Consider the following 14,632-nt stretch of genomic DNA (forward strand, 5'->3'; position numbering starts at 1 on the left):
CGTATAAGTATGAGTTACAATAAGATGCCTAAATCGCAAGGGCTATACCGTCCTGAATTCGAGCATGATGCATGTGGAATCGGTTTATATGCTCATATGAAAGGTCACGCTACACATGACATTGTAAAAAAAGGATTACAAATGTTATGCCAATTAGACCACCGTGGTGGTCAGAGTGACCCGAATACAGGAGACGGTGCTGGAATTATGGTTCAAATACCAGACGGTTATTTTCGTAAAGTTTGCTCAGATATAAACTTACCGGAAAAAGGCCGTTATGGTGTAGGAATGGTATTCTTTTCAAACAACGACAAAGAGAGAGAGAAAATTGAAACTTATGTAAATGAACTAATTGAGCAAGAAGGACAGCAGTTATTAGGCTGGAGAAGTGTGCCTACAGATGAAAGCAAGGTAGGTGCTGATGCACAAGAAACTGCTCCAGTAGTTCGCCAAGTATTTATCGGTGCTGCTGAAGACTTAACAGATGAACTAGCTTTTGAAAGAAAGCTATATATTATTAGAAAACAGGCTGAAAATTGGGCGAATGAGCAGGAAATGCGTTTTTATTTTGCTAGTCTTTCTAACAGAACAATTGTCTACAAAGGTTTATTAACTCCTACTCAAGTAGATGAGTTCTATCTAGATTTGCAGGATGAAGATTTTGTATCTGCATTTTCGCTTGTACACTCGCGATTCAGTACAAATACATTCCCTAGCTGGGAAAGAGCCCATCCAAACCGATACCTCATTCACAATGGCGAAATTAACACAATGAGAGGGAATATCAACTGGATGAGAGCTCGTGAACAACAATTTGTTTCTGAAGCTTTCGGAGATGACTTAGAAAAAGTACTTCCAATTTTAAACGCAGATGGAAGTGACTCTTCTACACTGGATAATGCACTTGAATTCTTTACTTTAGCGGGGAGAAAACCTGCTCATGCAGCGATGATGTTAATACCAGAGCCGTGGAAGAATAATCCACATATAAGCAAAGAAAAAAGAGCTTTCTATGAGTATCATAGCTGTCTAATGGAACAGTGGGATGGACCTACTTCTATTACGTTTACAGACGGTAAACAAATAGGAGCAATCTTAGATCGTAATGGTTTACGTCCTGCTCGATATTATGTAACAAAAGACGACTATATTATCTACTCTTCTGAAGTTGGCGTCGTTGACGTGGAGGAAGAGAATGTTTTATATAAAGATCGTTTGAGTCCGGGTAAAATGCTATTAGTTGATTTGGAAGAAGGTCGGATTATTTCAGACGAAGAAATAAAAAAAGAAGTATCAGGAGAGCAGCCTTACCAACAATGGTTAGATGATAAATTAGTAAAATTAGATAGTGAAATTGTATCAACCCAAGAAAAAGCGGTGGAAGATTTATTAACGAAACAAAAAGCTTTTGGATATACAACAGAGGATATAGAGAAATATCTGATTCCGCTTGTAACGGGTGGTAAAGATCCGATTGGTGCGATGGGGAATGATACACCTTTAGCAGTTCTTTCTGATCGTTCACAATCATTGTTTAATTATTTCAAACAATTGTTTGCACAGGTAACAAATCCACCAATTGATGCATATAGAGAGCAAATTGTGACATCAACAATGACACTGCTCGGACCAGAGGGTAATATACTGCACCCGGATGAAGGAAACTGTCACCGAATTCAGTTGGAGACGTTTGTATTATCAAACAAACAATTAATGGATTTAAAATCAAATAAATACAATGGTTTTACTAGTGAAACCATTGATACACTATTCACTGAAAATTTAAATGAAGGTCTAGAAAAAGTCTTTGCCCAGTCAGAAAAGGCCATTGATGAGGGTGCTAATCTATTAATCTTGTCAGACCGAAATATGACAGAAAATGAGGTTCCAATTCCTGCTTTACTAGCTGTTAGCAGCCTTCACCAGCACCTTGTACGAAAAGGAGTTCGTACAAAAGTAAGTATAATTATTGAGTCTGGTGAAACGAGAGAGGTTCATCATTTCGCAGCTTTATTAGGATATGGTGTTGACGCCATAAACCCATATTTAGCTTTTGAATCATATCGTAATCAAATTGAGCAAGGAAATCTTACATTCTCTTATGAAGAAGCAGTTCAAAAATACATCGATGCCGTAACAGAAGGCGTCGTTAAAGTAATGTCTAAAATGGGAATTTCAACAGTACAAAGTTACCGAGGTGCTCAAATTTTTGAAGCAATCGGGATTAGTAAAGAGGTTATTGATCAACACTTTACTGGAACAGCTTCACAGATTGATGGTATCGGAATAGATACAATTGCTAAGGAAGCAATTACGCGTCATAAAGTCGGCTATGAGGATGAAGTAAGTAAAACGCTGGAACCTGGTAGTGACTTTCAATGGAGAAAAACAGGAGAGCATCATGCGTTTAATCCAAAAACGATTCATACGTTACAATGGGCTTGTCGAAGAGGGGACTACAACCTATTTAAGGAATTCTCAAAGGCAGCTGATGAAGAACGATTAGGCTTTTTACGTAACTTGTTTGCATTTAATTCAAATAATTCTATTCCTGTTGAAGAAGTGGAATCTGTTGATTCAATCGTAAAACGGTTTAAAACTGGCGCAATGTCATTTGGATCATTAAGCAAAGAAGCACATGAGGCTCTTGCAATTGCAATGAACCGAATTGGCGGTAAAAGTAACAGTGGTGAGGGTGGAGAAGACCCTAACCGTTACATCGTTGATGAAAATGGTGATTTAAGACGTAGTGCAATTAAACAGATAGCATCTGGTCGTTTTGGCGTGAAAAGCCATTACCTTGTAAACGCTGATGAGTTACAAATTAAGATGGCTCAAGGTGCGAAACCAGGTGAAGGAGGTCAGTTGCCAGGTAAGAAGGTATATCCTTGGGTTGCTGACGTTCGTGGCTCAACACCAGGTGTTGACTTAATTTCACCACCTCCACACCATGACATTTATTCTATCGAAGACTTATCACAATTAATTCACGATTTAAAGAATGCAAATCGTGACGCTAGAATTAGCGTTAAATTAGTTGCGAAAGCAGGAGTAGGTACAATTGCTGCTGGTGTAGCAAAAGGTAACGCAGATGTTATTTCTGTTGTGGGTTATGACGGTGGAACTGGAGCATCTCCAAAGACAAGTATTAAGCACACTGGTCTACCGTGGGAGTTAGGTGTTGCTGAGGCACATCAAACACTAATGCTCAATGGATTAAGAGACCGTGTTATTCTAGAAACCGATGGTAAGCTTCTAACTGGTAAAGATGTAGCAATGGCAGCTTTACTTGGAGCAGAAGAGTTTGGTTTTGCTACGGCACCTTTAGTGGTTCTTGGCTGTGTAATGATGCGAGTTTGTCATATGGATACATGTCCTGTTGGGGTAGCGACACAGAACCCAGAATTGCGTAAAAAATTCACGGGTGATCCAGATCACATTGTTAATTATATGCGATTTGTTGCTCAAGAATTGCGTGAAATCATGGCTGAACTTGGATTTAAATCTGTCGATGATATGGTAGGACGTACAGATGTTTTAGCTGTAAGTGATAGGACCAAGTCACATTGGAAAGCAAAAGACTTAGACTTATCTAAATTGTTATATCAACCAGAAGGCCAACGTACGTTCCGTGTCCCACAAGATCATAAAATAGATCAATCACTTGATATCACACGTATTTTACCTGCTGTTCAACAGGCAATCGAAACACAACAAAAAGTTGATGTATCTTTCCCGATTAGAAACATTGATCGTGTAACAGGTACGATTGTTGGTAGTGAAATTTCAAAACGATATGGTGAAGAGGGCCTTCCAGAGGATACGATTACTTTACGGTTTGTAGGTTCTGCAGGACAAAGTTTTGGTGCCTTTATTCCTAAAGGTATGACAATGTTATTGACCGGTGATGCAAATGATTATGTTGGTAAAGGATTATCCGGAGGTAAGATTGTTGTTTCATCACCGAAAGAATCCACAATTACAGCAAGTAAGAATGTTATAGCCGGTAATGTTTCCTTCTATGGTGCAACAGGTGGCGAAGCATATATTAATGGCTCTGCAGGTGAGCGTTTTGCTGTTCGTAATAGTGGTGCTAATGTAGTTGTGGAAGGCATTGGCGACCATGGTTGTGAATATATGACAGGCGGACGTGTAGTAATATTAGGTGAAGTTGGCAAGAACTTTGCTGCCGGAATGTCCGGAGGAATTGCCTATGTTTTAGCTGATGAGGTAGAAAACTTTAAAGATTTAACAAACACAGAAATGATTGAGTTTGAATCTTTAACTGATGCGGAAGAAGTAAATAAATTAAAAGAAATGATCCAAAAGCACGTAGCTTATACCAATAGTAGTAAAGCTAAGGCAACTCTTGAAAACTGGGAAGCTTCTGTTGCTAAATTTGTTAAAGTAATACCGAAAGATTACAAGTTTATGCTGAACCAAATTCAATCATTTATTGAAGCTGGCGAATCAGAAGACCAAGCACAAATGAGTGCATTCGAAGCAAAAAATTATAATAAAGAAGTTCCTGTCAAAAAGGAAAAAGAAGTTATCGTACAGTAAGAAAGGAGAGAGGAATATGGGAAAAGCAACAGGTTTTATGGAAATTAAGCGTGAAGAAGCTCAAGAAAGAGATCCTTTAACACGCTTGCATGATTGGAAAGAATATTCTGCTCCTTTCTCTGACGAAGTGATGAGCAGACAAGGAGCTCGCTGCATGGACTGCGGCACTCCTTTCTGTCACATTGGAATGGAGATAAATGGAGCAGCTTCAGGATGTCCTATTTATAACTTAATTCCAGAGTGGAATGATTTAGTATATAAAGGGAAATGGAAAGAAGCATTAGATCGTCTAATGCAAACGAATAATTTTCCTGAATTTACAGGAAGAGTTTGTCCAGCACCTTGTGAAGGTTCATGTACAGTAGCCATTTCAGATCCTGCTGTAGCAATTAAAAATATAGAGCAAGCAATAATTGACAAAGGATTTGAAAATGGATGGATTAAACCAAGAATTCCTCAAAGACGTTCAGGTAAAAAGGTTGCCATCGTTGGATCTGGTCCTGCTGGGCTTGCTGGCGCTGATCAGTTAAATCAGGCAGGACATTCGGTTACTGTTTATGAGCGTGCTGATCGAATTGGCGGATTACTGACGTACGGTATCCCTAACATGAAGCTTGATAAAGATGTTGTTGAGCGTCGAGTTCGTTTGTTAGAGCAAGAAGGAATTGAGTTTGTTACGAATACGGAAGTAGGGAAAGATATCACTGCTGACGAATTGAAAGAAAAATTTGATTCTGTCATCTTATGTACGGGAGCCCAAAAGCATCGTGACTTAGTTATTGAAGGACGTGAAGCAGAGGGCGTTCATTTCGCTATGGATTACTTGACTTTGGCTACAAAAAGTTTATTAGATTCTAACTTTGAGGATGGTAATTATATTGACGCAAAAGGTAAAGATGTCATTGTAATTGGAGGCGGTGATACTGGTGCAGACTGTATTGCGACATCACTTCGTCAAGAAGCTAAAAGCGTTACTCAGTTTGGTAAGCACCCACAATTACCGATGGCACGTACTTCTAATAATATGTGGCCAGAGTACCCTCATGTGTTTTCACTAGAATATGCACATAAAGAGGCGAAAGAAAAATTTGGTGAGGATATACGTCAATACTCTATCCAAACAAAGAAGTTTGTAGCAGATGAAAATGGTAAGTTAAAAGAATTGCATACAGTGGAAATGAAAAAAGTAAGAGATGAAAATGGAATGTTTGTTTATGAAGAAGTTCCAGGTACAGAAAAGGTTTGGCCTGCGCAATTAGTTCTGATTGCTATTGGGTTTGAAGGTGCAGAACAACCAGTATTAAAGCATTTTGGAGTAGATACTAATAATCGCAGAGTAAACGCTGAGTATGGTGACTTCTCTACGAATGTAGAAGGTGTCTTTGCAGCTGGTGATGCGCGACGTGGTCAGAGCTTGATTGTTTGGGCGATTAATGAGGGAAGAGAAGTTGCCTACACAGTTGATCAGTATTTAATGGGCAAATCAACTTTACCTACAGTAAATGCCATGTAAAAAGATAATAAAGGTCTAACCTAGATGATCGGTTAGACCTTTTTATTTGTATAGTAAATTATAAAATGTCTGGCTTGTGGATAAATGGTGTAGGTTAGCGACGTCCAGCTCCAGCGCCCAGCGACTAGTGAGACTTCCCTCACCTCCGTACGATAAGTCAACATCGGTTCACTTCGTTCACCGTGTTTCCTTTATCTCCTGCGGTTCAGTCCAGTCCATACGTCGCTACCAGGGCGCTTGCGCTTTTGTTCTTTACTTAAACTTTTATGAAATAAAGGAAATACATAATGTTTGTTGAATAAATAATACATTCTAAATTAATGATTTTACGTAATAGGAGGCTTGCATATGAACCAAAATCTCGTAACATTTCCTGTAGAAACAATAAGGGAACAGTTCCCTGCTTTAAAAAGACAATGTAATGGAAAATCAGCTGTTTATTTTGATGGTCCCGGTGGATCACAAGTAGTACAATCTTCTATAGAGGCTATTACCTCTTATATGAGAAATGGTGGAGCAAATCTTCATGGTGCTTTTCCGTCTAGTGTGGAAACGGAACATACTATTGAAGAAGCTAGAAAAGCTGTTGGTGATTTATTAGGAGTAAAAGATAAAGAGGTTGCCTTCGGTGCTAATATGACGACTCTTGCTTTTTCTATTGCTCGGGCTTTAGCGAAGGGATGGAAGCAAGGTGATGAAATTGTCGTAACAGAGTTGGATCACCGTGCAAATGTTGACCCTTGGATTACAGTAGCTAATGATCTTGGGTTGAAGATAAGATGGATTAAGGTAGACCCCCAATCACTAACACTGCAATATGATGAATTACATGAGCTAATTAATGAAAACACAAAATTGGTAGCTATAGGTCTTGCATCCAATGCAGTTGGCACGATAAATGATGTCGCAAAAATAGCGACGAAAGCAAAAGAAGTAGGGGCTTTAGTTGCCGTTGATGCTGTCCACGCAGTACCACATATACCAATTAATCGTGATTCACTTCAAGCAGATATATTATTATGCTCTGCCTATAAGTTCTTTGGTCCACATATAGGCATTGCAGCGATTAAATCGGATGTATTTGAATCTCTAGAGCCTTATAAATTAGTACCTGCACCAAGTTATATCCCTGATAAACTTGAAACCGGAACACAGAATCATGAAGGTATTGCTGGAATTAGACCTGCGATTGAGTTTTTTGCAAACCTTGGAGATGGTACTAGCAGAAGAGATAAAATTATTTCTGGTATAGAGAGAGTAGAAGTATATGAAAACAGCCTTGCTTCTAAGATTAGAGGAGAACTTGCTTCATTGAATAAAGTTACATTATATCAAGCGGATTCATCTGTTCCTAAGACACCAACTATTGCTTTCCAAGTAAAAGGAATTACGCCCGAAGAGGTTTGTAGAAAATTATCTGATCAATCAGCAATATTTATTGCAAGTGGTGACTTTTATGCAACAACTTTAGCTAATAAGCTGGGGATTAATAAGTCAGGTGGATGGATTCGTGCCGGATTAGCACCTTATAATACAGAAAAGGAAGCAAATCATTTTATTGAAGCAATAAAGCAATTGTAAGTCTTCAACTATAAGCGTAACTAAAAAAGTTTTCATTTTATTTAACGATGCGGTTGTTTTTATGTACTGTTTAATAATAGAATGTACTTTAGAGATAGTTCATACATAGTATGGATTCGAGAAAAGAGGTATATGAATAAATATAGATATTCATGACCTGATATAAAAAAATTGAATTTGTAGCAAGGAGAAATAGTCATGGAAGAACAAGAAATAACTGTTAGTCTTAGTACTCAAAAAAAAGAAAAACCAAAATCTGATGAACTACAATTTGGTCGTATCTTTACAGATCATATGTTTATATTGGATTATGAAGAAGAAGCAGGATGGCACAGTCCTCGAATTATACCTTATCAGCCTCTTACGTTGGATCCAGCTTCGATTGTTTTTCATTATGGGCAGACTGTTTTTGAAGGTTTAAAAGCTTACGTAACGAAGTCTGATGAAGTACGACTATTTAGACCCGAAAAGAATATGGAGAGGTTAAATCGCTCAAATGATCGAATGTGTATCCCGAGGGTGGATGAAAATTTAGCTTTGGAAGCAATTAAAAAGCTTGTGTCCATTGACAAGGAATGGATACCTACAGCTCCTGGTACGTCTTTATATATTCGTCCTTTTATTATCTCTACAGAGCCTTATTTAGGAGTGGCACCATCTAGAAGCTATCAATTCATTATTATTTTATCTCCTGTCGGTGCGTATTACGAAGAAGGAATTAATCCTGTTCGAATAGCTGTTGAAGATGAGTTTGTCCGCGCTGTTAAAGGCGGAACTGGAGAGGCCAAAACCGCTGGAAATTATGCATCAAGCCTAAAAGCTCAAGAATTAGTATCTGATAAAGGATATGCTCAAGTATTGTGGTTGGATGGTGTAGAGAAGAAGTACGTAGAAGAAGTAGGAAGTATGAACGTCTTTTTCAAAATTAATGGAGAAGTTATAACACCTGAATTAAATGGAAGTATTTTGGAAGGAGTAACTAGGTCATCTGTGATTCAACTATTAAGACATTGGGATGTTCCTGTTACAGAAAGAAAAATTTCGATGGAAGAGGTATATGAAGCATATCAACGTGGAGAGCTTGAAGAAGCGTTTGGTGCTGGAACAGCAGCAGTTATATCTCCAATTGGTGAATTAGCTTGGAAAGAAGAAAAACTAGTGATAAACGATGGAATAACTGGTGAAATTGCAAAAAAATTATATGATAAGTTGACTGGCATTCAATATGGTACGGAATCCGATCCATTTGAATGGGTAGAAGTTGTAAAATAGATGAAAACGCATGGATAATAATGAAATCCATGCGTTTTTTATTTTTCATTTATTTAATGCTTCCATGTTGTAGAGAGAAACGGTCTGTTCCTTATACTGGAACAGATGACTGTCCTAAATGCTTCTCCTGAATTATTTCCTATCTTTACTATGCATTTTTTTAAAAACAAAACCGAAGATAAAAAGTGTTAGACAAAAATAGAAGGGAGCGTAGTTAATTGGCAGAATCTAAAAATGGACTTGTCATATTAGCAATAAGTTCTATTCCATTAATTATGACATTAGGTAATTCGATGCTAATACCAATTCTGCCAAAAATGGAGTCAGAGTTGGGATTAAGCTCTTTTCAAGTTAGTTTAACAATAACAATTTTTTCCATTACTGCAGCAATCTTTATTCCAATATTAGGCTATTTTTCAGATCGTTTTTCCAGAAAGGTTATCATCGTTCCTGCTCTTATCTTGTACGGTGTAGGTGGCTTATTAGCTGGACTAGCATCTGCTTTCTTTAATAACGCCTACATATGGATTCTTATTGGTCGTGCACTGCAGGGGATAGGAGCTGCAGGAACGGCACCTATTGCTATGGCTTTAACAGGGGATTTATTTAAAGGTGGAACACAGAGTAAAGTGTTGGGTTTAGTTGAAGCATCTAATGGATTTGGTAAAGTCCTTTCTCCAATTGTCGGATCCCTTCTAGCACTAATTGTCTGGCACGGCCCATTCTGGGGTTTTCCGACATTTTGTATCATTTCTGTTCTTCTTACTGCTATTTTTGTGAAGGAGAAGAAAAAAAAGATAAAACCTCCTCCAGTAGGAGAATATATCAAAGGTCTATTTACTGTCTTTAAACAGGAGGGGCGTTGGTTATTTACTGCTTATTTAGCTGGTGCAACGTGCTTATTAACATTATTTGGTATTTTATTTTATATCTCAGATGTTTTAGAAAAAGATCATGGTATAGAAGGAGTAATGAAAGGTTTTATTTTAGCTATTCCTCTGTTGTTCTTAATGATCACGTCTTTTACAACAGGAAGCAAGATTGGAAAAAATTTGAAAGTGATGAAACGATTAATTGTAATTGGTTTACTTCTTATGACAGCTTCCTTTGCAACATTAAAATTCTTTACAAATCTACTACCATTTTTTTCAATATTGGTATTTAGTAGTATAGGCACAGGACTTGTTTTACCATGTTTAAACAGTCTTATAACAGGCTCAGTTGGGAAAGCAAGGCGCGGTTTTGTAACGTCATTATATGGGTCTGTCCGTTTTTTGGGTGTTGCAGCAGGACCACCTATTTATGGATGGCTAATGGGAATATCTCGGACATGGGTGTTTTTATCAACAGCAAGCTTAACATTTATTGTTGCATTGTTGTGTTTACTGTTAATCCATGTAAAAGATGAGGAGACACAATCAGATGAATCTTCTAATTCGTTATTTAAAAAAATCCAGCTTACGACTGAATAAAAAAGGAGGAATTTAAGTAATGCAAATTTACTTTTCACCAGAGTTTTTAAAAGAGGATGCTCAAGTGTTAAATATTGTCGATGACAAAAATAACGCTGTCGGTTATATGGCATTTTTAATGCAGGAAAAGAAAATGTATGTGTATGGGCAATTAGAGGAAGAGGGGGTTTTTCAAGATTTTAAAGACTTAGTAAAGCCTTATTTAGATGGTTTGTCAAAAATAAAACCTGATTTAGAAGTATATTCTTATTTGGCTGTTGGAGGAAAAAAGGTTGAGATAGATACTGAATCTGACAGTAATGGTTAACAACACACTTTATTAAGTGGGTGAATATCATATCCTAGCTTTATTTTTGGAGGTTAGGATATGGAATTTATTTTTCAAACCTTTGAGCTCTACCATGCATTTCTGTTAATTTTCGGTTTACTTACCGGCATATTAGTAGGTGCACTTCCTGGTTTAACACCTACAATGGGGGTAGCACTAACCATTCCATTTACCTTCTCATTAGGTGCAACAGAAGGTTTAATCATTTTAGGTGGTATCTATTGCGGAAGTGTTTATGGTGGTTCAATTCCCGCTATTCTTTTTAATGTTCCAGGTGCTCCAGCATCTGTGGCAACTACTTTTGATGGTTATCCTATGACCGAGAAAGGAGAAGCACGAAAGGCATTAGAGATAGCAACTATTTCATCTGTAATCGGTGGTTTGTTCGGAATGGCGATGTTATTATTCTTCGCTCCACTATTTGCTGATTTATCCTTGAAATTTGGACCTACTGAAAGCTTTTGGGTTGCTATATTCGGTCTTACGGTAATTGCAGCAATTTCTGAAGGATCAACTTCCAAAAATTTAATCGGTGGATCGATTGGCGTCATGTTATCGTTTGTAGGTATCCATACAATTACTGGCACTACTCGTTTTACATTTGGGATGGACAGTTTAGTTGGTGGTTTTCATGTTGTAGCCGTTCTAATTGGATTGTTTGCTTTTCCACAGGCTTTACGAATCATTGAAAAGTTAACTTCCATCGATAAAAGACAACCATTGATTTACAAAGTAAAGAAATCATCCATTAAACAATCTTTTGTTGATGTATTAGGAAAGCCAAAGTCTGTTTCTCTCGGAAGTATGGTTGGCGGATTTATCGGATTAATACCTGGAGCAGGAGGTAATATAGCAAGTATTCTCGCTTATAATGAGGTAAAGCGTTTTTCTAAGAACAAGCAATTCTTTGGTAAAGGTGAAAAAAAGGGAGTAATTGCATCTGAAAGCGCTAATAACGCGATGGTTGGTGGATCATTAATTCCTTTATTAACATTAGGAATTCCAGGGTCACCTACAGCAGCGATTTTCTTAGGTGGATTACTTATACACGGCATCTGGCCAGGGAGGACCTTGTTTATTGATAATGCCGAGGTGGCTTATACATTTCTGTATAGTATGATTGCTGCACAATTATTTTTACTAGTTCTAGGGTTGTCATTAATCAAGTATATGACCAAATTGTCGGCCATTCCAGGATATATTATGGCACCAGTTATATTATCATTTTCAATTATAGGTGCGTACACGATGCAAAATAACATTTTTGATATACACACTGTGATTCTCATCGGTTTCATCATGTTTTTTCTTCAAAAATTAACCTTTTCACCAGCTCCAATTGCCTTAGGCTTTATATTAGGGCCAATTGCAGAAGAAGGGTTATTACATGGCGTCCAAGTTGGAAGTTCACACGGATCTGCTTTAAGCTATTTTTTTTCTGGTGGAATAAACATTGTATTGTTTTTATTAATTTTTTTTACAGTTGTTGTTTCATTCATTCAAAAAATAGTTATTCATAAAGAAAACTCCTTAAAGCAATGTTGTGTTGCATTGAAATGGAAGCATCTGTTTTACCCATCAGCAATAGTTTGGCTTATCGTAGCTATATTAGATATAGTTATCATTATTTCTATTCAAAGTCTTCCATTTGAACAGAGATTATTTCCACAAATTACTTTAAGCATACTTCTTGGATTAATTATTATTGAATATATGAAAGTGATCGGCACAAATCACGAGCAGAAAATGAAAATGATGCCTAACACTATACCGTTTAAGTGGTCAATGCTACCCATCCTTTTATTTGTTACGATTGTAAGTTTTTTAACAGAAGTAATTGGATTTTATTTACAAGTTCTTCTATTAATGATGGCAGTTCCTCTATACTTTAGATTTGTGAAAAAGAATAAAGATATCGTTCTACCCAAGGTGTTTTTCACTGCAATAATCTTTACGCTCATTTTATTCACTGTATTTACACTTATTGTGAAAGTGCCACTTCCTGTTCCTGACATATTTTAATAAGCACAAATACAACCACCTGCAATGCAGGTGGTTGATAATTAAAAATTATAGTTTGTCAGTTGTTCTCCTTCTGATTGTTCGTAGCCTTTCATGTATTTTATTCGGCGTTGAGCAGAGGATTTGTTTACTTGTTCATCTGCATGGTAAGAAGAGCGAACTAAAGGTCCAGCTTCACAATGTCTGAATCCTTTTTGAAGAGCAATTTGCTTTAATTCTGCAAATTCATCTGGATGATAATAACGCTCAACTTTTAAATGCTTTTTCGTTGGCTGTAGGTATTGGCCAATTGTCATAATATCTACATTATTTGCAAGGAGATCATCCATTGTTTCAATAATTTCTTCTTTTGTTTCACCTAGCCCAACCATGATACTAGACTTCGTAGGTGTATTAGGTGAAATTTCTTTTACTCGTCTTAATAATTCTAAAGAACGATCATACATAGCGATAGCACGAACTCGTTTCGTTAAGCGCCTAACTGTTTCAATATTATGATTAAAAATATCCGGTGGGTTATCCATTAAGGTATGTAGACTTTCATAATCCCCCTTCATATCAGACGGTAAAATTTCTACTGTACATCCCGGAACACGTGCACGTATTTGTTTAATTGTTTCTGCAAAAACAGCTGCACCGCCATCCTTTAAATCATCACGTGCAACAGCCGTTACGACAACGTGTTTTAATCCCATGACTTCTACTGATTCTGCTACTCGTTTTGGCTCTCCCCAGTCTAATTCATTTGGAAGACCTGTTTTCACTGCACAGAATCGGCAACCCCTAGTACAAGTGTCACCTAAAATCATAAACGTTGCTGTTTGTCTTTCACTCCAGCATTCATGAATATTTGGACATCTTGCTTCTTCACAAACAGTGTTTAATCGTTTGTCACGCATTAAATTTTTTAACCGATTGTAAGACTTGTTCGTATTAATTTTAATTTTAAGCCATTCCGGTTTTCGGACGTATTCTTCTTTTTTTGCCACTTAAAACACTCCTAACGTGTGAAATTCCATTCTGAATTTTTATATTTCGTTTCTGCAAGCTCATTTACTTTTGCCAATTGCTCGCTTGTAAGTTCATAGCGCTCTAGGTCAATGTTTAAACCTTTTTCAAAACCTGTTTTAAATGCTTCCCTTACATCATCAAAGGTAAACTGATTTTCTGAAACTTCATTAATAGAGATTGCTTTATCATTAAAGGCACGTCTTGCCCTTTCTTTTACTCGTTCACTTGGATAAAGGAACAAATCAAATAATTTAACTTTATCTACATCAATCGGAATAGAGCCATGTTGGAGGATGACTCCTTTTTGACGTGTTTGTGCACTTCCAGCAGCTTTCTTTCCTTCGACAATTAATTCATACCATGACGGTTCCTCAAAACAAACAGCTGAATCTGATGTCTGTAGCTTTTCGTCGGGTATGGCAAATTCAGCGTTAACATTTAATGCTTTAAAACCTTCTAAAAGACCTTTTGAAATAACTAAATAAGCTTCTTTAACTGATTTTGGCATATTATCGTGTGATTCGGATACGATGACGCTATATGTAAGTTCATTGTCATGAAGTACAGCACGACCTCCAGTTTGTCTTCGTACTAGCTCAATCCCATGATTTCTAATGCCTTCCAAATCTATTTTTCCCCTAACTTTTTGGAAATATCCGACTGAAAGACCTGCAGGATTCCATCCGTAAAAACGGAGAACTGGGGGTATTTCACCTTGGCTATGCCAATTCAATAGTGCCTCATCCATTGCCATATTGAAGGCTGGTGAACAATGTCCAGAATCCACAAAGTACCACGTTTCCCTCATTTTGTTCCTCTTTTCTTGTTATATTTCTTCTATATCATACGACATAATGGTAACAATTTCTA

At 37.2% G+C, this 14,632-nt stretch carries 9 protein-coding genes; 7 read left to right on the forward strand and 2 right to left on the reverse strand.

Annotated elements, in window-relative coordinates; genetic code table 11:
• Positions 1–9 precede the first annotated feature (9 nt).
• The 7 genes from gltB (at position 10) to JOC48_RS13635 (ending at position 12,751) form a co-directional block, all read left to right on the forward strand.
• Entirely contained in the window at positions 10–4,563 is a 4,554-nt protein-coding gene (gltB, locus tag JOC48_RS13605) for a glutamate synthase large subunit (RefSeq protein ID WP_204500574.1), read from the forward strand.
• 16 nt (positions 4,564–4,579) lie between these two features.
• Complete coding sequence (gene gltD / locus JOC48_RS13610) at positions 4,580–6,076, forward strand: glutamate synthase small subunit (RefSeq protein ID WP_204500576.1); 1,497 nt, start codon at positions 4,580–4,582, stop codon at positions 6,074–6,076.
• Positions 6,077–6,424: 348 nt separating this feature from the next.
• On the forward strand, positions 6,425–7,657 hold the full coding sequence (locus JOC48_RS13615) for a cysteine desulfurase-like protein (RefSeq protein ID WP_204500579.1): 1,233 nt from the start codon (positions 6,425–6,427) through the stop codon (positions 7,655–7,657).
• 198 nt (positions 7,658–7,855) lie between these two features.
• Positions 7,856–8,929, forward strand: a complete 1,074-nt coding sequence (locus JOC48_RS13620; RefSeq protein ID WP_204500581.1) for a branched-chain amino acid aminotransferase — start codon at positions 7,856–7,858, stop codon at positions 8,927–8,929.
• A 275-nt stretch (positions 8,930–9,204) separates the two neighbouring features.
• Positions 9,205–10,401, forward strand: a complete 1,197-nt coding sequence (locus JOC48_RS13625; protein WP_420829222.1) for an MFS transporter — start codon at positions 9,205–9,207, stop codon at positions 10,399–10,401.
• Between the two features lie 19 nt (positions 10,402–10,420).
• Complete coding sequence (locus JOC48_RS13630) at positions 10,421–10,708, forward strand: hypothetical protein (RefSeq protein ID WP_204500585.1); 288 nt, start codon at positions 10,421–10,423, stop codon at positions 10,706–10,708.
• Between the two features lie 60 nt (positions 10,709–10,768).
• The gene (locus tag JOC48_RS13635) at positions 10,769–12,751 is read left to right on the forward strand and encodes a tripartite tricarboxylate transporter permease (RefSeq protein WP_204500588.1); all 1,983 of its coding nucleotides are present in this window, start codon (positions 10,769–10,771) and stop codon (positions 12,749–12,751) included.
• Positions 12,752–12,792: 41 nt separating this feature from the next.
• Here the strand turns inward: JOC48_RS13635 and lipA are convergent, their stop codons facing one another.
• Together lipA and JOC48_RS13645 are read right to left on the reverse strand one after the other, a co-directional pair.
• Positions 12,793–13,740 carry a lipoyl synthase gene (gene lipA, locus JOC48_RS13640; protein ID WP_204500590.1) on the reverse strand — a complete coding sequence of 316 codons (948 nt, stop codon included), beginning with the start codon at positions 13,738–13,740 and terminating at the stop codon, positions 12,793–12,795.
• Between the two features lie 11 nt (positions 13,741–13,751).
• Positions 13,752–14,570, reverse strand: a complete 819-nt coding sequence (locus JOC48_RS13645; RefSeq protein ID WP_204500592.1) for a lipoate--protein ligase family protein — start codon at positions 14,568–14,570, stop codon at positions 13,752–13,754.
• Between the last annotated feature and the right edge of the window lie 62 nt (positions 14,571–14,632).

It is taken from the genome of Aquibacillus albus, assembly GCF_016908325.1.
Classification (GTDB): Bacteria; Bacillota; Bacilli; order Bacillales; family Amphibacillaceae; genus Aquibacillus_A; species Aquibacillus_A albus.